The organism is Halomonas urmiana (assembly GCF_005780185.1).
Classification (GTDB): Bacteria; Pseudomonadota; Gammaproteobacteria; order Pseudomonadales; family Halomonadaceae; genus Halomonas; species Halomonas urmiana.
Genome location: NZ_VBUI01000013.1, coordinates 1 through 19,128 on the forward strand (window position 1 = coordinate 1; position 19,128 = coordinate 19,128).

Annotated in this window: 21 protein-coding genes; 10 read left to right on the top strand and 11 right to left on the bottom strand. The window is 69.8% G+C overall.

Annotation, left to right across the window (positions count from 1 at the left end; translation table 11 throughout):
* Positions 1-307: 307 nt before the first annotated feature.
* Entirely contained in the window at positions 308-1,153 is an 846-nt protein-coding gene (locus tag FEI13_RS09425) for an AraC family transcriptional regulator (RefSeq protein ID WP_138181290.1), read from the bottom strand.
* Positions 1,154-1,245: 92 nt separating this feature from the next.
* Here FEI13_RS09425 and FEI13_RS09430 point away from each other — a divergent pair, with 92 nt between their 5' ends.
* The 7 genes from FEI13_RS09430 (at position 1,246) to FEI13_RS09460 (ending at position 8,214) form a co-directional block, all read left to right on the top strand.
* The gene (locus FEI13_RS09430) at positions 1,246-1,821 is read left to right on the top strand and encodes a cytochrome P460 family protein (RefSeq protein ID WP_204758390.1); all 576 of its coding nucleotides are present in this window, start codon (positions 1,246-1,248) and stop codon (positions 1,819-1,821) included.
* Positions 1,822-2,007: 186 nt separating this feature from the next.
* Positions 2,008-2,454 carry a DUF6789 family protein gene (locus tag FEI13_RS09435; RefSeq protein WP_138181291.1) on the top strand — a complete coding sequence of 149 codons (447 nt, stop codon included), beginning with the start codon at positions 2,008-2,010 and terminating at the stop codon, positions 2,452-2,454.
* Positions 2,455-2,535: 81 nt separating this feature from the next.
* Positions 2,536-3,291, top strand: coding sequence for a TIGR01458 family HAD-type hydrolase (locus FEI13_RS09440; protein WP_138181292.1), 756 nt, complete (start codon positions 2,536-2,538; stop codon positions 3,289-3,291).
* Between the two features lie 82 nt (positions 3,292-3,373).
* A complete protein-coding gene (gene yghU, locus FEI13_RS09445; protein WP_138181293.1) occupies positions 3,374-4,243 on the top strand; it encodes a glutathione-dependent disulfide-bond oxidoreductase in 870 nt (289 codons plus the stop codon).
* Positions 4,244-4,315: 72 nt separating this feature from the next.
* Complete coding sequence (locus FEI13_RS09450; protein WP_138181294.1) at positions 4,316-5,605, top strand: dicarboxylate/amino acid:cation symporter; 1,290 nt, start codon at positions 4,316-4,318, stop codon at positions 5,603-5,605.
* Positions 5,602-6,510: a putative RNA methyltransferase gene (locus FEI13_RS09455; RefSeq protein ID WP_138181295.1), complete on the top strand. Its 909-nt coding sequence runs from the start codon at positions 5,602-5,604 to the stop codon at positions 6,508-6,510. The genes FEI13_RS09450 and FEI13_RS09455 overlap by 4 nt, the downstream gene beginning before the upstream one ends.
* A 108-nt stretch (positions 6,511-6,618) precedes the next feature.
* Entirely contained in the window at positions 6,619-8,214 is a 1,596-nt protein-coding gene (locus tag FEI13_RS09460) for a glutamate synthase-related protein (protein WP_138181296.1), read from the top strand.
* 28 nt (positions 8,215-8,242) lie between these two features.
* Here the strand turns inward: FEI13_RS09460 and FEI13_RS09465 are convergent, their stop codons facing one another.
* Positions 8,243-8,458 carry a TIGR02450 family Trp-rich protein gene (locus FEI13_RS09465; RefSeq protein WP_138181297.1) on the bottom strand — a complete coding sequence of 72 codons (216 nt, stop codon included), beginning with the start codon at positions 8,456-8,458 and terminating at the stop codon, positions 8,243-8,245.
* A gap of 144 nt (positions 8,459-8,602) precedes the next feature.
* Positions 8,603-9,601: an NADP-dependent oxidoreductase gene (locus FEI13_RS09470; RefSeq protein WP_138181298.1), complete on the bottom strand. Its 999-nt coding sequence runs from the start codon at positions 9,599-9,601 to the stop codon at positions 8,603-8,605.
* 112 nt (positions 9,602-9,713) lie between these two features.
* On the opposite strand from FEI13_RS09470, the gene FEI13_RS09475 reads away from it, so the two are divergent.
* On the top strand, positions 9,714-9,881 hold the full coding sequence (locus FEI13_RS09475) for a methylated-DNA--[protein]-cysteine S-methyltransferase (RefSeq protein ID WP_338035085.1): 168 nt from the start codon (positions 9,714-9,716) through the stop codon (positions 9,879-9,881).
* 57 nt (positions 9,882-9,938) lie between these two features.
* Positions 9,939-10,541: a TetR/AcrR family transcriptional regulator gene (locus FEI13_RS09480; protein WP_138181299.1), complete on the top strand. Its 603-nt coding sequence runs from the start codon at positions 9,939-9,941 to the stop codon at positions 10,539-10,541.
* A gap of 99 nt (positions 10,542-10,640) precedes the next feature.
* Here FEI13_RS09480 and FEI13_RS09485 read toward each other — a convergent pair whose 3' ends face one another.
* Both FEI13_RS09485 and FEI13_RS09490 read right to left on the bottom strand, forming a co-directional pair.
* Positions 10,641-10,952 carry a hypothetical protein gene (locus FEI13_RS09485; protein WP_138181300.1) on the bottom strand — a complete coding sequence of 104 codons (312 nt, stop codon included), beginning with the start codon at positions 10,950-10,952 and terminating at the stop codon, positions 10,641-10,643.
* Between the two features lie 152 nt (positions 10,953-11,104).
* Positions 11,105-11,974: a LysR family transcriptional regulator ArgP gene (locus FEI13_RS09490; RefSeq protein ID WP_138181301.1), complete on the bottom strand. Its 870-nt coding sequence runs from the start codon at positions 11,972-11,974 to the stop codon at positions 11,105-11,107.
* Between the two features lie 135 nt (positions 11,975-12,109).
* On the opposite strand from FEI13_RS09490, the gene FEI13_RS09495 reads away from it, so the two are divergent.
* Positions 12,110-12,724 carry a LysE/ArgO family amino acid transporter gene (locus tag FEI13_RS09495; protein ID WP_138181302.1) on the top strand — a complete coding sequence of 205 codons (615 nt, stop codon included), beginning with the start codon at positions 12,110-12,112 and terminating at the stop codon, positions 12,722-12,724.
* Between the two features lie 3 nt (positions 12,725-12,727).
* Here the strand turns inward: FEI13_RS09495 and mltF are convergent, their stop codons facing one another.
* The 6 genes from mltF to FEI13_RS09525 form a co-directional block, all read right to left on the bottom strand.
* Entirely contained in the window at positions 12,728-14,137 is a 1,410-nt protein-coding gene (gene mltF / locus FEI13_RS09500) for a membrane-bound lytic murein transglycosylase MltF (RefSeq protein WP_138181303.1), read from the bottom strand.
* An 82-nt stretch (positions 14,138-14,219) separates the two neighbouring features.
* The gene (locus FEI13_RS09505; RefSeq protein ID WP_138181304.1) at positions 14,220-14,903 is read right to left on the bottom strand and encodes a DUF6064 family protein; all 684 of its coding nucleotides are present in this window, start codon (positions 14,901-14,903) and stop codon (positions 14,220-14,222) included.
* Between the two features lie 3 nt (positions 14,904-14,906).
* Entirely contained in the window at positions 14,907-15,842 is a 936-nt protein-coding gene (locus tag FEI13_RS09510) for an aldo/keto reductase (protein WP_138181305.1), read from the bottom strand.
* 60 nt (positions 15,843-15,902) lie between these two features.
* Positions 15,903-16,847: a patatin-like phospholipase family protein gene (locus tag FEI13_RS09515; RefSeq protein WP_204758391.1), complete on the bottom strand. Its 945-nt coding sequence runs from the start codon at positions 16,845-16,847 to the stop codon at positions 15,903-15,905.
* Positions 16,848-16,849: 2 nt separating this feature from the next.
* Entirely contained in the window at positions 16,850-18,316 is a 1,467-nt protein-coding gene (locus FEI13_RS09520; protein ID WP_138181306.1) for a dihydrolipoyl dehydrogenase, read from the bottom strand.
* A 119-nt stretch (positions 18,317-18,435) separates the two neighbouring features.
* Positions 18,436-19,053: a LysE family translocator gene (locus FEI13_RS09525; RefSeq protein ID WP_138181307.1), complete on the bottom strand. Its 618-nt coding sequence runs from the start codon at positions 19,051-19,053 to the stop codon at positions 18,436-18,438.
* Positions 19,054-19,128: the final 75 nt, after the last annotated feature.

The window sequence follows — 19,128 nt, forward strand, 5'->3', positions numbered from 1 at the left end:
CCAGGTGCTGGTCCTTGAGAATCCAGGGCGCTTCCAGGCCCAGGCCGAGGGTCAGAATCTGGGTGCCGTCCATGCCATGCCTCCTGTCCAAGTGGAGGTCATATCCTGGCCCAGCTCAGGGGGCGAATTCCACACCCAACGACGAAGAGCCCTTATTCTTGCGTGATGGTCACGGCCTTTCCCCTGGCGGGCTCCGGCCTTTTCGGCCTGGGCTTCGGGTTGGTGGCGCCCTTGGTCCACCCATGCTCGCGCATGTCTTGTTCGGGGCGGTGATCGGCGCCACCCATGCCTGGCTGCGCGGCATGTTTTAGGCCCCGTCCCCGACCCTCACCGCACCGGCATCGGCGTTGCGCCACGCCAGCGGCGAGTAGCCGGTATGACGGCGGAACACCTTGGCCAGGGCCGAGGCACTGCTGTAGCCCACCCGCTCGGCAATGGTGTCCAGCGGCACGCCGTCCCGCAGCAGGCTCTTGGCCAGGCTGATCCGGTACTGGCTCAGGTAGGCGGCGGGGGGCTGGCCGACGCTGTCGCGAAAGACGCTGGCGAAGCGGGCGCGGGACATGCCGGCCTCGTGGGCCAGCCCGTGCAGCGACCAGTCGGCCGCCGGTCGCTCGTGCATGGCGATCAGTGCCTTGACCAGCTTGGGGTGCGCCATGCCCGCCAGCATTCCGGAATCCACCTCACCGGCGTCCATCAGGTAGCGCAGCAACCGGATCACCAGCAGCTCGCACAGTCGGTCCAGGCTGGCCTGCCGGCCGCAGCGTTGCTCGCGCATCTCCTCGAGCATCAGCGGCAGCAGGCCGGCCATGCCGGTCAGCCGGTCCAGGGGAATCGCCAGCAGCGTCGGCAGGGCGCGATAGATCGGGCAGAGGTGGCCGGCCCCGAAGCGGAACGAGCCGCACAGGGTCTCGGCGCCCGCCGGGCCCGGCCCGAGCCGATGCGCGTCGCTGGTGGCCAGCAGGATCAGCACCGGCGCATCGAAGCGCCGCTGCGTGCCGTCCGCCAGCTCCAGGTGCACGCTGCCGTGGGTCAGGACATGGACGAAACCCATGCCGGCCTGTGCCGGATGACGAGTGCTGTAGCACAGCGGGCCGGCGTTGAACACGCTGGCGGCAAGGTGGAAGTGGGCGAGCAGGGCGGCGAGCCGGTCCATGGTGAGACTCCTGGACGCTATTTTAAGATATTTGGAATCCTATCGTCTAACCGTCGTTCTATACTGTCAATCGAGCGTGATCGAAACGGCACATGAACGAGAGGAGCGAGGCGATGATGACGACGATCAACACCCTTGGCCTGGCGGCGCTGCTGACCCTGGCCGGGATTCCTGCCTTCGGCGCCGATCTGGCGACCACGACCTTCCGTGACCATGTGGACGGTGAGGGCAACATCTCACTGCCGGCGGATGCGCGGGCCAGCTGGGTGCACCTGGGCTCCTGGGTGGTTAATGACGCCGAGGCCCCGGGCGCCGGCTTCCACGACGTCTATACCCAGCCCGAGGCCGCCCAGGCGTACCGGGACAGCGGCGAGTTCGCCGATGGCACCGTGCTCATCAAGGAAATTCGCGGCATCGAGTCCGCCGAGAAGACCACCGGGCCGGCGCTGTGGGCGGGTGAGCCGCAGCTCTGGTTCGTGATGGTCAAGGATGCCCAGGGGCGGTTCGACGGCCCCCACTGGGGCGAGGGCTGGGGCTGGGCGCTCTTCAAGGCCGACAATCCGGACGTGAACGTGTCCGAGAGCTTCGAAAGCACCTGCATGGGCTGCCATGTCCCGGCGCAGCAGACCGACTGGGTGTACGTCGAGGGCTATCCGACGCTGCAATGAGCCGGGGGCGGCCGACGGCCGTGGGGAACTGATGCCCCGGAGGACCATGCCGCTTCTCCGGGGCATCAGTTCCCCCATTCTTGCGGCGTCACATCACACCCGGACACGCCTCTACCGCCATCTGACCGCCGCACCTCCTATGGAGCGCCTACACTGAAAAGGCACATCAATAGCCGGGAGGACGCCATGAAGTCTCGCCTGTTACGCGGGGTGATGGCCGGGTTCACGGCCACCCTCGTCATCTCGCTGATCATGGTGCTGCGCCTGGCGGCGGGCATCATCCCCTGGTACAACCCCATCGAAGTCATGAACCTGGCCGCCCAGGACGTGCTCGGCACGCCGGATAGCCGCATGCTGGCCTGGGGCATCCATTTCGCCGTGGGCACGCTGATCTGGGGGCTGCTGTTCGCGCTGCTGGTGCCCTATCTCCCCGGCCGCACGCCCACGCGCCGCGGCCTGGAGTTCGGCGTGGCCAGCTGGCTGGTGGTGATGCTCACGGTCTTTCCCCTGGCGGGCTCCGGCCTGTTCGGCCTGGGCCTCGGGCTGGTGGCACCGCTCTCCATGCTGATCGCCCACCTCATCTTCGGTGCGGTGATCGGCGCCGTCTATGGCTGGGGGAGGGGCGTGGTCTAGCCTCGGCAGGGGCGGCACTCAACTGCCGCCGGCAAGTCGCATCGTCTAGGCTGTCAGGGGATGACGGCGGAGGACACGACGATGCTCAAGGCGGTACTGCTCGATATCAGCGGCGTGTTGACCGAGGACGGCGAGGCCCTGCCCGGTGCCGTGGAGGCGGTGGCGCGGCTCGAGGCGAGCGGGCTTGTGCTGCGCTTTCTCACCAATACTTCGCGCAAGACCTCGGCGGCGGTGTGCGAGGAGCTCGAGCGGCTCGGCTTCGCGGTGACGCCGGCGCAGGTCTTCACCGCGCCGGGGGCGATCCGCCGCCATCTCGAGCGCCATCGGCTGACGCCCTACCTGCTGATCCACGAACACCTCGAGCCGGAGTTCGCCGGTCTGCCCGAAGGAGAGCCCAGCGCCGTGGTGCTCGGCGATGCCGAGCAGCGCTTTGACTACGCCCACCTCGACACGGCCTTCCGTCTGCTGCTGGCGGGCGCGCCGCTGCTCGCCGTGGGCACCAATCGCTACTTCCGCGCGGATGGCACCCTGCACCTGGATGCCGGCCCCTTCGTGCGCGCCCTGGAGTATGCCGCCGACATCGAGGCCCGCATTCTCGGCAAGCCCTCGGGCGACTTCTTCCACGCCGTGCTCGACGCGGCCGGGGTGAAACCCAATGAGGCGCTGATGGTGGGCGATGATGTGGAGTGCGACGTGCTCGCCGCCATGGCGATCGGCCTCGCGGCGTGTCTGGTGCGCTCCGGCAAGTATCGCCCGGGCGACGAGGAGAGGGCGCCCGAGGCGCGCTGCGAGGCGAGCCTTGAAGCGCTGGTCGAGGCGCTGCTCGAGACGCCGTGATTTCGACCGCTACAGGTTGATAGCAGGCTAACGCGTCCCCATATCGGGCTCAGGTCACACGATTCGCCACCGAGGAGGGCCCATGAGCCAAGGCAATGACTACACCCCGCCGAAGGTCTGGACCTGGGAGAAGGCCAGCGGCGGCACCTTCGCCAGCATCAACCGCCCCGTCGCCGGGCCCACCCACGAGAAGGAACTGCCGGTCGGCGAGCATCCCTTCCAGCTCTACTCCATGGGCACGCCCAACGGGGTGAAGGTCACGGTGATGTTCGAGGAGCTGCTGGCACTCGGCCACCGGGAGGCCGAGTACGACGCCTGGCTGATCCGCATCGGCGAGGGCGACCAGTTCGGCAGCGGCTTCGTGGCGATCAACCCCAACTCGAAGATCCCGGCGCTGGTCGATCGCAGCGGCGACGAGCCGGTGCGGGTGTTCGAGTCAGGCGCCATCCTGCTCTATCTCGCCGAGCGTTTCGGCGAGTTCCTGCCGAGCGAGCTCGCTGCGCGCACCGAGACGCTCAACTGGCTGTTCTGGCAGATGGGCAGCGCGCCCTTCCTGGGCGGCGGCTTCGGCCACTTCTACGCCTACGCGCCCGAGCCGCTGGAGTACCCCATCGACCGCTACACCATGGAGGTCAAGCGCCAGCTCGACGTGCTGAACCGCCGCCTGGCCGAGACGCGCTACCTGGCCGGCGACACCTACACCATCGCCGATATCGCCAACTGGGCCTGGTACGGCCAGCTGGCGCTGGGCCGGATCTACGGCGCCGGCGAGTTCCTGCAGGTGCAGGAGTACGAACACGTGCAGCGCTGGGCCAAGGAGATCGATGCCCGGCCGGCGGTGCAGCGTGGCCGCATGGTCAACCGCACCTTCGGCGAGCCCTCCATGCAGCTCCACGAGCGCCACGACGCCAGCGACTTCGAGCACAAGACGCAGGGCGTTATAAGCTCTTAATCTTCTGGTCATTGCACACCGAGCGCCGTGGGCCTAAGGTCCGCGGCGCTTATCGTTTCCCGAGAGGTCAAGATGTCTACTCTTCTGTCCCCCCTGTGGCACGGCTACCGCGATGCCTCGCTGATCCTGCGCGTGAGCCTCGCCCTGGTGCTGGGCGTGGTGGTCGGCCTGGTCGGCGGGCCCGCGGTGGCCGAATGGCTGGCCCCGCTGGGCGAGCTGCTGATGCGGCTGTTGAAGTTCATCATCCTGCCCATCGTGCTGTTCACCCTGATGACCGGCATCAACCAGGGCCGGGCCGGCAGCCTGGGGCGAATCGGCCGCAAGGTGTTCCTCTACTACCTGGCCACCTCGGCGCTGGCCATCGCCGTGGGCCTGGCCGTGGCCACCCTGCTGTCGCCGGGGGAGGGCATGTCGCTGGCCGGGGCCGGCTCGGTCTCGGTGCCCGACAATCCCGGCATCCTCTCGGTGGTGCTCGGCATCGTGCCGAACAACATCGTCGCCGCCTTCGCCGAGCAGGACCTGCTGGGCATCATCTTCGTCGCGCTGGTCTTCGGCCTCGCCGTGGCGAAGATGCGTCAGTCCGAGTCCCAGGCGGCGCTGGGCGAGCGGCTCTATGGCCTGATTGAGGCGCTCAACGCCGCCACGCTCAAGGTGATGGGCGGCATCCTGCACGTCGTGCCGGTCGGGGTCTTCGCCATCGTGGTGGGCACCGTCGCCGAGCAGGGCTTCGCGACCCTGCTGTCGCTGGGCGACATGGTGGCGGTGCTCTACCTGGCGCTGGGCGTGCAGCTGCTGGTCTATCTGGGCCTGCTCAAGGGCTTCGGCGTGCCGGCGCGGGCCTTCTTCCGCGAGGCGCGCACCCCCATGGCCACCGCCTTCGCCACCCAGAGCAGCTCCGGCACCCTGCCGCTGACCCTGGACGCCGCGAGCCGCCTGGGCCTGCCGCGCAGCCTCTACGGCTTCAGTCTGCCGCTGGGCGCGACGCTCAACATGGACGGGGCGGCGATCCGCATCGCCATTTCGGCGGTGTTCGCCGCCAACGTGATGGGCGCGCCGCTGGACTGGTCGAGCATGCTGCAGATCGTGGTGGTGGGCACGCTGATCTCGGTGGGCACCGCCGGGGTGCCCGGCGCCGGCATCGTGATGATCGCCACGGTGTTCTCCCAGGTCGGCCTGCCCATCGAGGCCGTGGCGCTGCTCACCGCCATCGATGCGCTGGTCGGCATGGGCTGCACGGCGCTCAACGTCACCGGCGATCTCGTCGGCACCGCCGTGATCGGCCGCAGCGAGGGCGAGCGCCTCGACGAGGCTCGCGCCGCGCCGCAGGCGGCGGCCGCTGCCGGCCAGGGTGACGCCTCATGAGCAGCACCCCCTTCGCGGCGCTGGCCTGTCCGCTGGACGGCGGGGCACTAAAGCGCCACGACGGCGCCTGGCGCTGCGCCGCCGGGCACAGCTTCGATATCGCCCGGCAGGGCTACGTGCACCTGCTGCCGGTGCAGCAGAAGCGCTCCCGGGATCCCGGCGACAGCAAGGCGATGGTCGCGGCGCGTCAGCGCTTCCTCGAGGCCGGCCACTATCGGCCGGTGGCCGACGCGGTCGGCCGCGCCGTGCTGGCCGGGGCGGGGCCGGGCACGCTGAGCTGCCTCGATGCCGGCTGCGGCGAGGGCTACTACCTGCGCGAGCTCGCCCGAACTTGTGATGAAAGCTGTGACGAGGGGCTCGAGGGGGCGAGCGACACGCCGCCGTCGCTGTCGCTGCTGGGCCTGGATATCTCCAAGTGGGCGGTGCTCGCCGCCGCCCGGCAGGGCAAGCAGGCGGGGGTGTCGGCCAGCTGGGTGGTGGGCAGCAACGCCCACCTGCCCGTGCAGTCGGGCACGCTGGATCGGCTGCTGTGCCTGTTCGGCTTCCCGGTGGCCGCGGAGTTCGCCCGGGTGATGAGGCCCGGCGGGGTGCTGCTGATGGCCGAGGCCGGGCCGGATCATCTGCGCGAGCTGCGCGAGATCATCTACCCCCGGCTGAAGCCCAAGCGCACCGCAGAGCCCGCGGCGCCGGCGGGCTTCGAGCGCCTCGACACCGAGACCCTGCGCTACCCCCTCGAGCTCGAGGGCGCCGCGCCCATCGCCGACCTGCTGGCGATGACCCCGCATCTCTATCGCGCCGGCGTCGAGGGCCGGGAGCGGGCGGCGTCGCTCGAGTCGCTCACCGTCACCGTGGAGGTGCGCTTGACCCGCCTCAAACGCCGCGGCGCCGAGGAGCCGGCGGCATGACGCCCGTCGCGGATCAGGTCGCCCTCGAGGTCGCGAGGTTTTCGCCGACCACGGCGGGTGACTATCTTGACAGGTAGCATCGATGCCCAGATCAAGGAGCCCGTGCCCATGAACACACCCGTGATAGCGGCCAACTCGCCCGCGACCGTGACCCTGACCAAAGGCAAGGAGTACGCCTTCTGCCGCTGCGGACGCTCGGCCAACCAGCCCTTCTGTGACGGCTCCCACGCCGGCACGGGTTTCACGCCCCTGAGCTTCGTGGCCGAAGAGGACGGCGAGGCCACCCTGTGTCGCTGCAAGCACACCGCCGATGCGCCCTATTGCGACGGCACCCACGCGCGCTTCAGCGATGACCAGGTGGGCCAGGAAGGCCCCGGCGATGCCGCCGACGAGTCGGACGAGTCGGACGAGTCGGACGAGTCGGATGCATCGGAGGAGAGCGGCGGGGCGCCCGAGGCCAAGGCCACCGAGGAGGAGCCCACGGTGGCTTTCATCCACCGGCTGGCCCGCGAGGGGCTCGAGCGGATGGGCCCCCATGGGCCGATCAGCGCCATGGGCGTGCCGCGCCACACCCTGCCGCACTGGGACGACCTGCAGATCATGGCCGCCCAGCTGGCGACTCAGCCGCTCGGGGAAGAGGCTGGCGTCGCCACCGAACTGGTCATCGGCCCCGAGGCCAAACAGCCGCTGACGCTTGCCATGCCGCTGCTGGTCTCGGACATGAGCTTCGGCGCCCTCTCCGAGGAGGCCAAGATCGCCCTGGCCCGTGGGGCCGAGCGGGCCGGCACCGGGATCTGCTCCGGCGAGGGAGGCATGCTGCCCGAGGAGCAGCAGGAGAACTCGCGCTATTTCTATGAGCTCGCCAGCGCCCGGTTCGGCTACGACGAGGCGCTGCTGGAGAAGGTCCAGGCCTTCCACTTCAAGGGTGGGCAGGGCGCCAAGACCGGCACCGGCGGCTTCCTGCCGGGCAACAAGAACACCGCCAGGATCGCCGAGGTGCGCGGCATCCCTGAGGGTGAGCCGGCGGTCTCGCCGCCGACCTTCGAGGACCTGCACTCGGTCGCCGACTTCCGCCACTTCGCCGACCGGGTGCGGGAGCGAAGCGGTGGCATCCCGATCGGCTTCAAGCTCAGCGCCAATCATATCGAGCGGGACATCCAGTTTGCGCTCGACGCCGGCGCCGACTACCTCATCCTCGACGGCCGCGGCGGCGCCACCGGGGCGGCCCCGACGCTCTTTCGCGACCACATCAGCGTGCCCACCATCCCGGCCCTGGCGCGGGCCCGGCGCCATCTCGACGAGCAGGGCGCCAGCGGCCGCGTCACCCTGATCGTCACCGGTGGGCTGCGGGTGCCGAGTGACTTCGTCAAGGCCATGGCGCTCGGCGCCGACGGCATCGCCATCGCCAACAGTGCCATCCAGTCGATCGGCTGCGTGGCCGCCCGGATCTGCAACACCAACAACTGTCCCGCCGGCGTCGCCACCCAGCGCCAGGACCTGCGCCAGCGGCTCGACGTCGACAAGTCCGCCCGCCAGCTGCAGACCTTCCTCGAGGCCTCCGTGGCGCTGATGCAGGTGATGGCGCGGGCCTGTGGGCACCACCGCCTGGATCAGTTCAACGTGGAGGATCTCGCCACCTGGCAGCGCGAGATGGCCCTGCTCAGCGGGGTGCGCTACGCCGGGGTGCTGGATCCGCGCGGCTGAGCGGCGCTGATCGCCAGCGCGTCGGCGATCAGCGCCAGCCCATGTGCCAGGTGGCGTCGTCCTTGAGGGCCTGCCAGGGCAGGGTGGTCTCGCGCCGGGTATAGATCGCCTCGAGGATCACCTCGACCACGGTCTCCTCCTCGTCGCGCACGAGTTTCGTCACCAGGAAGTGCTTCTCCTTGTGGCGGGGCTGCACGGCGGTCCACTTGCTGTGGTGGAGCTTCTCGGGATTGATGGCGTTCATGGCCGTCTCCTCGGGGGGATGAGGCGCGGGGCGAGGCTGCGGAGTGTGACACCTCAGGCGCGCCTCAGGCTCTCAGCCCGGAAGGGGAAAGGCAACGGCGGCGCCGGCTTGGCCGGCGCCGCCGTTTGCATTACGCGATGCGGATCAGAGCCTGACCAGCATCTTGCCGCGGTTGGCGCCCTCGAATAGCTTGAGGAAGGCGTCCGGAGTGCGCTCGAGGCCCTCCTCGATGGTCTCCTCGTAGTCGATCCGGCCGTTCTCGACCTGCGGGCCGACCTCCTCGAGAAACTGCGGATAGTGGTCCCAGTGATCGAAGACGATGAAGCCCTGCATGCGGGCGCGGCGAATCAGGATCATCGCCAGGTTGCCCGGCCCGGCGCTCGGCGTGTCGTCGTTGTAGCGGGCGATCATGCCGCACACCGCGATGCGCGCGCCGACCCGCAGGGTGTTCAGCGCCGCCTCGAGGCAGGTGCCGCCGACGTTCTCGTAGTAGACGTCGAAGCCCTCGGGGCAGGCCGCGTTGAGGGCCTCGGTGAGCTGGGCGGCGTCCTTGCCCTGGTAGCTGACGGCCTTGACGCCGTGCGCCTCGAGCCAGTCGAGCTTCTCCTGGGAGCCGGCGATGCCGACCACGGTGCCGCCCTTGGCCTTCGCCAGCTGCACGGCCAGTGACCCCACCGCGCCGGCGGCGCCGCTGACCAGCACGTTGTTGTCTTCCTGCATCTCGGCGATCAGGTTGAGGCCGGTCCAAGCGGTCATGCCCGGCATGCCGAGCACGCCCAGGTAGGCCTGCTCCGGCACCTCGAAGGTGGGCAGGGTCTCGAGCTCTGCAGCGGGCAGCTGGGCGATGTCGCGCCAGCCGCCCATGTGGCGCACTTTGGTGCCCACCGGAAAGTTCGCATCGCGGGATTCGATGACCTCGCCGATGGCGGCCCCTTCCAGCGGCGCGTTGAGCTCGAACGGCTCAATGTAGGTGGTCACACCACTCATGCGGCCGCGCATGTAGGGGTCCACTGACAGCCAGCGGTTGCGGATGCGCACTTCGCCCTCGGCGAGGTCGGGCAGCGCCTGCTCGTGCAGATCGAACAGCTCCCGGGCCGGGGTGCCCTGGGGGTGATCGTTGATGGTGAAGAAGCGGGTTTGCATCGTGCGACTCCTGTCGGTGTGCGGTGTAAGTGTCACTAGACGACCAGTCTAATCCAGGGTGGCGAGCAGGCCAACCACCACCCTGGTGAAGAGCGGCGTCGTGGCGTTGAGAATGGAGGCGGTCCGTGCGGTCGCCTCGGCCTGTGCGGCCAACCGGATCGGCGTACTGATTCCCTGCCTCCGCGTGCTACGCGGCGACGGCAACCTGGGCGGCTATCGGTGGGGCTGGAGCGCAAGCGTGCCCTGCTGGAGGCCGAGCGAGGTGGCGGGGAGACACTAAGGCCGCTGATCTATAGTGATGGGTAGCCCTCACCGTGGCGACGCCAGGAGGCCTCTCATGACCATGATCCCCGTGATTCGCGACGATGCCAGAGGGGCGGCCCTCCTCGATGAGCAGATCCTCGATACCGCCCTGGCGATGGCCGAGGAGGGCGGCTGGAAGGCGGTGACCCTGCCGCAGGTGGCGGCGCGCCTGGGCATTCCGGCCAGCCGCGTGCTCGAGCATTTCCGCGACCTGAATGCGGTGGCCGATGCCTGGTTCGGCCATGGCTTGAAGGCGATGCTGGCCGATAACCCCGCCGGCTTCGCCGACTGGCCGGCGAGCGAGCGCCTGGAGCATTGTCTGATGGCGTGGTTCACGGCCATGGCGCGGCACCGCCGGGTGACCGTGGAGATGCTGTGCAGCAAGGCCCACCTGCCGCATCCGCATACCTGGGTGCCGATGGTGTTCGATCTGTCGCGATTGATCCAATGGCTGCGCCAGGCGGCTTTCCTCGAGGCGCCTTATGGCAGTCGCCACGCCCGGGCCGAGGAGGTCGGCCTGACGCTGCTGTTTCTCGCCACCCTGAGCACCTGGTCCCGCGATACCGCGCATGACCTGCATGCCACCCGCCAGGCCCTGCACAAGCGGCTGGCCTGCTGCGCCTGGCTGGTGCGCTGACCCACACGCCGGCCATCGCGGCTGGCGGCCCTGAACGAAAACACCCCATCCGGCGTGGGCCGAATGGGGTGCGGTGAGCGCAGCGTCGTGCTCATGGCCTCAGCGTTGAGGCTGTTCCTCGAAGAGTTCCGCCTTGGCATCGCGCATGACGTTCTCGCAGGCGGCCTGGTGGGCGAGCTGGATGAGCAGGCCCTGGGTCACGGCGAAGCCCTTCTCCAGGCAGGTGTCGACGTCCTCGCGGCTCACTTCGGGGGTGACGTTGCAGTCAAGCTTGATCGTTCTTCCACCACCGTCCAGCCGGTCGGCGAATTCCCGAAAGCGCCAGGCGATTCGCTCCTTCCAGCTGGCTGATTCTTCCACGCCCTCGTTTACGCTAAACGTGCACTGCCACTCCGGTTTGTAGACCTTCATGAGAACCTCCCGTGCTGGCTTGAAAGAATGATCGATCGTGTCTTCTGCTCCGTATCTAAAGATGTTGCACAATCATCATACAGGCTTTCGCTCGACTGACCATCGCTGTCGCCATGGGGCCCGTCGGCGGTCGCATCCCACGCGAGCGGGGCTCACTCGAGGTCGACCTCGCTCAGCACGCCGGTCAGCTGCTCCAGCACCTCGCCGCTATGTCGCCAGAAGTGCCAGAAGAGCGGGACGGACAGCGCGCGCTCCGGGGCGATGCTGGCCAGCCGGCCCTCTGCCACCGGCGACGCCACTTGCATGCGCGGCATCATGCCGTAGCCCATGCCGGCGAGCGTCAGGCGCACGAAGCCCTCCGACGAGGGGCAGAGGTGGTAGGGAAAGTGGCCGTGGCAGCCGCAGCTCGCCAGGAAACGGTGCTGCAGCTGGTCATGGGGGCCATAGACGATGGCGGGAGCTCGTCGGAAGGCCTCGGGCGTCGGTCCTGTCGGGAAGTGGCGGTCGATGTAGGCTGGGGTGGCGTAGGGGTGGTAGACCATGGTGCCCAGCGGCACGCAGCGGGCCCCGGCGATGGGCTGGTCGCTGGCGCACAGGCAGGCCGCCACCTCGCCGTCGCGCAGCCGCTTGAGCCCCACGTCCTGGTCCTCGATCACCAGGTCCAGCAGCAGGCCCTTGGCCCGGCAGAAGTCGCCGACGGCCGCGGCCCACCAGGTGGCCAGGCTATCGGCATTGAGGGCGATACGCAGGCGGGGTGCGGCCTCCTCCAGGGTCGGCAGCGTCGTGCGCAGGTCGTGCTCCAGCAGCTGCACCTGCTGAACATGGTTGAGCAGCCGCTGGCCCGCGGGGGTGGGCGCGAGAGTCGGGTGGCGGATCAGCACCGGCTGCCCCAGGCGGACCTCCAGCGCCTTGATCCGTTGGGAGACCGCCGACTGCGAGAGCCCCAGCTGCTCGCCGGCGCGCTCGAAGCCGCCGCACTCGATCACCGTGGCCAGCGCCTGGAGCAGCTTGTAGTCCAGCATGGGCCCTCCATCGGGCAGGCGTAGCAGGGGTTAGGTATAAGAAAAACTGATGTGATATTAGCAGGATGATTTTTTGGCATGCCAGGATGTCGCTATGCTGGCCCCTCTCGACGGGAATCAGGAGGGGGACACGCGATGCTGGAGAGCTATCTCACCGGGCTTTTGGTATGCGGCGGCATCATCGTCGCCATCGGCGCGCAGAATGCCTACGTGCTGGGCGTGGCCGTGCGCCGTGAGCATCACTGGTGGTCGGCGGGCCTCTGCATGAGTACCGATGCGCTGCTGCTGCTGGCCGGGATGTTCGGGGTCAGTGCGGTGCTGCTGAGCATGCCGAGTGCCCTGGAGGCGCTGCGCTGGCTGGGCGTGGCCTTCCTCGCCTGGCTGGCGGCCCAGGCCTTCCTGCGCGCCGCCAGCGGCCGTCAGGGGCTGTCCGTCGGCGGGGCGGGCGAGCGCAGCCCGAGACGCGTGATGCTGGCCACCCTCGCGGTCACCCTGCTCAATCCCCAGGTCTACCTGGATACCCTGCTGCTGATTCCCTCCATCGGCGCCCAGCAGCAGAGCACCGTCACCTTCGCCGCGGGCACCATCACCGCCTCGATCCTCTGGTTCAGCCTGCTGGCCTGGGGTGGCGCGGCGCTCTCGCCCTGGCTCTCGCGCCCCCTGGCCTGGCGGGCGATCGACGGCACCATCGGCGTGATGATGGCGGCCATCGCCGTGCACCTGTCCCTCGGCGCACCCTTGGCCGCCTGAACGCTAGCCCTCGTTGCCGGCCACGGCCTCCTCCCTGGCCGTCGGCTCCTCCAGCGGTGTCCACTCGATCGCGGCGCTGATCACGTCCAGGTAGTTGCGGATCCGCTGGACGTAGTGCACCGGTTCGTAGCCCCGGGCATAGCCGTAGCGGGTCTGGGGGTAGTAGCGCTTGTCGGCCTTCAGCGGCAGCACCTCCCGCATGTCGGCCCAGGAGTCCGGGTCCTTGCCGAGCTCGCGGGCCAACTCTCGGGCATCCAGCAGGTGGCCGCGGCCGATGTTGTAGCTCGCCAGGGCCAGGTAGGTGCGGTCCGGTTCGGGAATGGTGTCGGGCAGCCGGTCATGCCGATCGGCCAGGTAACGGGCCCCGCCGTCGATGGCCTCGGCCGGATCCAGGCGATTGGCGACGCCGAGCGACTCGGCGGTGTTCCGGGTCAGCATCATGATCCCGCGTACCCCGGTGGGGGAGACGGCGCCGGGATCCCAGTGGGACTCCTGGTAGGCCAGGGCGGCGAGCAGGTCGGCGGGCATCCCGGTCTCTTCCGAGGCCTTCACGAAGAGCTCCAGGAAGGAGGGCAGGCGTTCCTCGATGCGCCGGTTCAGGGCCCGCAGGTCGACGAAGTCGAAATCGCCGATGTAGTCGTAGTAGCGGTGTTGCATCGTCTCGACACGGGCCTCGCCCTCGGGGCTGGCCATCCACTCCCGGGCACGCGCGGCGAGGGCCCGATGCCCGGCGGGCAGGTACCAGCCCAGCCGATCGCCACGGGTGAGGTTCATGGCGACCTCCAGGTGCGGGAAGTGGCGGCGTACCACCTGCACGATGTTGGAGTCGGCCAGGGTGCAGTCGATCTGTCGCTCGGCCACCGCGGCCAGCAGCATCTCGGTGGTGCGCGGATCCTCCGCGTAGGCGATGCCGGTGTAATCGTTGGACAGGCTCTCGAGCCGTTCCGTGTAACTGGAGTCCGCCGTGACGCGGATCTCGACGCCGGCCATCTCCTCCACCTCGCGGGGCATCGGGCGCATCTCGCGATGGCACACCAGCTGCTCGACGACGTCGGTGTGGCTCGGCCCCTGGCGGAAGCGCTCGTCACGCGAGGGCAGATGAGTCAGGCCGGCGGCGGCCAGGTCGACCGCGTCGCCCTCCAGGGCTTCCAGCACCTCGGCGGTGGAGCCCAGCGGCACCCACTCGACCTGCCAGCCGTTGGCCTCGGCGAAGGCCTGCACCAGGTCGTGCTCCGGGCCGGCAGGTTCCTGTCGGCGGTCGAGATAGTAGGTGGTGGCGGCGTTGCGGGTGGCCACCCGGAGGGTCTCGCCGGGCTCGGGCGGCTCGAGGGTGGCGACCGAGGCCTCGTCCGGACCGCAGGCCTGGAGCATGGCCAGCGGCAGGAGGGCGATCAGCAGGCGGAACCTGGGCATGGCGATCACTCCTGATCGGCGAAGAGAAAACGTCAGCTGGGCACCAGCTTATCAGCCTCTCTCGCCGTGCGGTCGGGGCGAGTCAACGCAGCGCGGCAGGCGCCGGCCACCACCGGGCCGCCAGGGCGGCGGCGACGGCCAGCAGAGGCAGCCAAGCGCCGGGCTCGCGAAGAAGATAAAGGGTCAGCGCACTCTGCAGGCACCAGAGCGCGGGAAGGGCCAGCAGCGCCCAGGCGCGGCGGGCCGGTTCCGCCATGGCCAGCACGCCCAGGGTGGCGATGGCGAGTGGGTCGGGGGTGAGCCCGAGGATCTCGGCGCCCGCCAGGCCGCGGCCCGTCGCCAGGGCGACCAGCGGGTGCAGGGCCAGGGCATAGGCGAACAGCCCGATGCCGAGGCCGCGCCGCACGCTCCACCGTCGCGGCAGGCGGAGCCCAGCGCGTAGCGTGCCCAGGCCCGCCAGCAGCAGCGCCTGCAGGCCGAACAGCGGAGCGACATGGGCGATGCCCCACTGCAGGGGAGCATAGCGCTGCCACAGGAAGGTCCAGGTCACGAAGGCCCAGGCCACCGCCAGCAGGACGACGACCAGGCGAGTGCCCCGCGGGCCGGGGCGCAGCAGGACCGCCAATGCCATGGCGCCGAGTGCCAGGGCGAGCAGCTGAGCGGGCCACAGCGCCTGGTTGTGCAGCTCGAACAACCGCGCGTAGACCCGCGGCGAGACCATCAGCAGGTCCTCGGGGCGATAGGTCCACCAGACGCTGGTCGCCATGCCCTAGAGCCCCCGGACGTGCTCGGCCATGCATCGACGCATCGCCTCGTCGGGCAGCGGCTCGCGGGCGGCGGCGAGATTCTCGCGGACATGCTCGACCCGGGTGGTGGCAGGGATGGCGCAGGTGATCGCCGGGTGGGAGATGATGAACTTGAGGATGAACTGCGCCCAGGTGGCGGCGCCGAGCTCGGCGGCCCAGGGCGGCAGCGGCTTGTCTGCCAGGCGCCGGATCAGGCGCTTGCGCTGGAAGGGGCGGTTGGCGATCACGCCGATGCCGCGCTCCCGGGCGAGGGGCAGCAGGCGCCGCTCGGCCTCGCGGTCGACGATGTTGTAGGTGAGCTGGACGCTGTCCAGTTCCACGCGGCGCATGACGTGCTCCATCTCGTCATGGCGCCGTCCGTGGGAGGTGGTGATGCCGAGGTGGCGCACCTCGCCGGCCGCCTTCATCGCCTGCAATGTCTCGAGGTGACCCTCCCAGCCCCGCAGGTTGTGGACCTGCAGCAGGTCGAAGCGTGGCACCCCCCAGGCCCGGCGGGAGGCCTCGATCTGCGCCGGCCCCTCGGCGGGGCTGGAGGTCCATACCTTGTCGGCGGCATAGACGCGCTCCACGGCCTGGAGCCGCTTCAGGGCGTGGCCGATCGTTGCCTGCGAGGAGCCATACATCGGCGAGGAGTCGATCAGGCGTCCCCCCGCGGCGAAGAAGGCCGCCATCACCGCGGTACACGCCTCGAGCAGCAGTGGATCGTTGCCGACGTTGAAGGTGATCCAACTGCCCAGGCCGACCCGGGGCAGCGCCTCGCCGGTGCCGGGCAGCACGCGGGTCAGCGGCTCGGCCGCCCGCGCCAGGGGCCCGGCAGAGGGCAGCGCCGTGGCGGCCGCCGCGGCGAGTAGGCCGCGCAGCAGCCGGCGGCGGGAGAGGGCAGGGAGAGGCTGGGCCATGATGCGCTCCTGGGCATGCTGACCACAGTATAGCGGGCGGACGAGGCGGGCCGGGTGCCGTCAGGAAGAGGGGGCGGCCTGCAGGGCCAGCCAGCCCTGGAGCATGTCGCGCAGCTCGTCGGCGGCAGGCTCGGTCTGGCGCAGGATTTCGTCGATGCGGTAGAAGTGCAGCAGGCGCACGCCCCGGGTCTCCGGGCGCAGGTAGAGGTCGGGGGGCCGGTGGTGCAGCGCCTGTCGGATGATCGCCTGCTGCATGATCTTGAAGCTGTTGAACAGCATGTCGGTCAGGCCGACCTCCTTCCCGTCCTCCCGCTCCCGGCTGCCCGAGACGTCCACCGCGATGACCAGGTCGACTTCACCATGGAGCAGGTCGAAGGGCAGGGGCTTGGTGGTGCCGCCATCGATCAGCAGCTGCTCGCCGCGATGGACGGGCAGGAAGAGCCCTGGCACCGCCATGCTGGCCTCGATGGCCGGGAAGAGGAGGCCCTCGTCGAGGGTCACGCTCTCCCCCGTCCAGTAGTCGGTGGCCACCACCTCGAGCGGGATGCGCAGCTCGTCGAAGCTGCGAACCTCGGTATGAGCGGCCAGGAAGCGCAGGAAGCCGGCCGAGTCGAGCAGCCCGGCATCGTCGCGCCCGAACGGCACCAGCGCCGACAGCTCCACCTCCGATTCGGCCAGGCCCGAGAGGGCATCCAGGGGCGAGCCGGCCACGTCATCGAAGATGTCGCGGATCGCCTCGGCCGGGAGCCCCGCGGCATAGAGCCCGCCGATCACCGCGCCGATGCTGGTGCCGACGATGCGGTCGGGCACGATCCCGAGGTCGTCGAAGACCTGCAGGATGGCGATGTGCGCCAGGCCGTTGGCCCCACCCGAACCCAGCGCCAGGCCGATAGTCGGCCGGGGCGACGGGGTATCGGGGGAGGCCGACGCGCCCGGCGGCGCCGCCAGCAGGGCGGCGGTGAACAGGGCAAACGCGAGCCGGGGCATGATAAGCCGTGGCGTCATGCTCAGTCTCCGGGCCCGCACTCCATGCAGCGCTCGGTGATGGCCGGGCCCTGCTGCAGGTTGGCATTGAGGTCGCGCAGGGCGCTGCGCAGCCCCTCCTCGAGCACCGGGTGGTAGAAGGGCATCTCGAGGATGCGGCTCACGCTGGGCCGCTCTTCCAGCATCCAGGCCAGCAGGTGCGCCATGTGCTCCACCCGGGGGCCGAACAGCTCGGCGCCCAGGAACTGGCCCGAGCCGTGCTCGGCGTAGAGGCGCATCAGCCCGCGGTTCTGGCGCATCACCACGGCGCGCCCCTGGTCCTCGAAGGAGGCCTCGCCGGTGGCGATGCAGTCGCAGCCGCCGTACTGCTTTTCCAACTCGGAACGACTGGTGCCGATGGTGGCCATCTGCGGGTCGGTGAAGACCACGGAGAGGGGCACGTTGCGGGTGCCGGCGCGTAGTTCCGGGTAGCGCCCGGCGTTGTCGCCGGCGATCCGCCCCTCGGTATTGGCCACGTGCAGCAGCGGCAGCTCCTGGTTGGCATCGCCGGCGATGAAGACGTGGCTGGGGCTGTCGTCGGCGTTGCGGCACTGCAGGGTGAAGCGGTTGTAGTGGGGCACGCCCTTGTCGTCGACGGCCAGGCCGGCCTTCTCCAGGTCGAGCCGGTCGACGTTGGCGCGCCGGCCGGTGGCCGCGAGCAGGTAGCCGAAGCGCTCGGTGAGGCGCCTGCCGGTGTCGCGCTCGAGGAAGGTGATCACCACGGCGTCGCCGTCGCGCTCGATGCGCTCCACCTTGGCGTCGGGGTCGACGTAGAACTCCTCGTTGAAGGTGCGGTCGGCGTAGTCCCGCACGGCCTCGTCCTGGAAGGGCCCCAGGGCGCCACCCACGCCGAAGACCCGCAGGCGTACGCCCAGCCGGTGCAGCGCCTGGCCGAGTTCCAGGCCGATCACGCCGGGGCCGAACACGGCGACGGACTCGGGCAGGTCGTCCCACTCGAAGACGGCGTCGTTGACGACCAGCCGGTCGCCGGCCGCCTCGAAGAAGCCTGGCCAGGTGCCGCGCGAGCCGGTGGCGATGACGATGGTGCGCGCGGTCACGCGGGTATGGTCGCCGACGACCAGGGTATGCGGGTCCTCGAAGCGCGCATGGCCCTCGAGGCGGTTGTCCTCGCCCAGGCGCGCCACCGTCTTCATCACGCTGCCCACGAAGCCGTCGCGCTCGCGCTGGACGCGCTCCATGACGGCGCGCCCGTCCACCTCCACGGGGCCGGTGCGCACGCCGAAGCCGCCGGCATCGCGGGCGTGGTGGGCGGATTCGGCGGCGGCGATCAGCAGCTTGGAGGGCATGCAGCCGATCCGGGCACAGGTGGTGCCATAGGCCCCGCCCTCGATCAGCAGCACGCTGTCGCTGTGCTTGCTGGCGGCGTGCCAGGCACTCAGGCCGGCGCTGCCGGCGCCGATGATGGCGATATCGACCTCACGTTCCTGCATCGGGGTCTCCTCTCATGGGTGGGTGCGTCGATGTGCATGGCCTCACTATGGCACAGGGTGGGGATGGGCCGCCGGGACGCAACGGTGGCGTCTTGACGCAGGACAAGGCCGCCGGCCCCTCAGGCGGCCAGGCGCAGGGCGAAGCCGATCATCAGCGAGCCGAAGGTCCAGCGCTGCAGTCGCGCCCGCAGCGGGCTGCCGGCGAACCAGCGCTGCAGCGCGGCCCCCAGGGTGGCGTAGCCGGCATCGAACAGCAGGCCGATGCCCACCAGCAGGCTGCCCAGCAGGGCGAACTGCAGCAGCACGGGCCCCTCCCCGGGAGACACGAACTGGGGCAGCAGCACCGAGCAGAACAGCAGCGACTTGGGGTTGAGCAGGTTGGTCAGCAGGCCACGGCGCCAGGCGCGGCGGTGACCGTCGTCGAGCATCCCCACACTGACCGCGTCGATGCCCTCCGTGACGGGCGGCGAGCGGAGCAGCTGCAGGCCGATCCAGGCCAGGTAGGCGCCCCCCGCATAGCGCACCGCATCGAAGGTCCAGGGCGCGCTGGCGAACAGCGTGGCGAGCCCCAGGGCCGCCAGGGCCACGTGCAGGCCGCGCGCCACGGCCAGTCCCACCGCGGTGGCCAGCGCCCGGGTGTGCCCCTGCTGGCTGCCGGTCTGCAGCACCAGGAGCATGTCAGGGCCAGGCAGCAGGTAGACCGCCGCCAGGGCGCCGATGAACAGCCACAGCTCCATGGGTTCGCCTCCCGCCGTCGTGAAACGTCTTGCTGGAACGCTGCCAGTCTAGCCCCGGGGGCGCCGGCAGGTCCT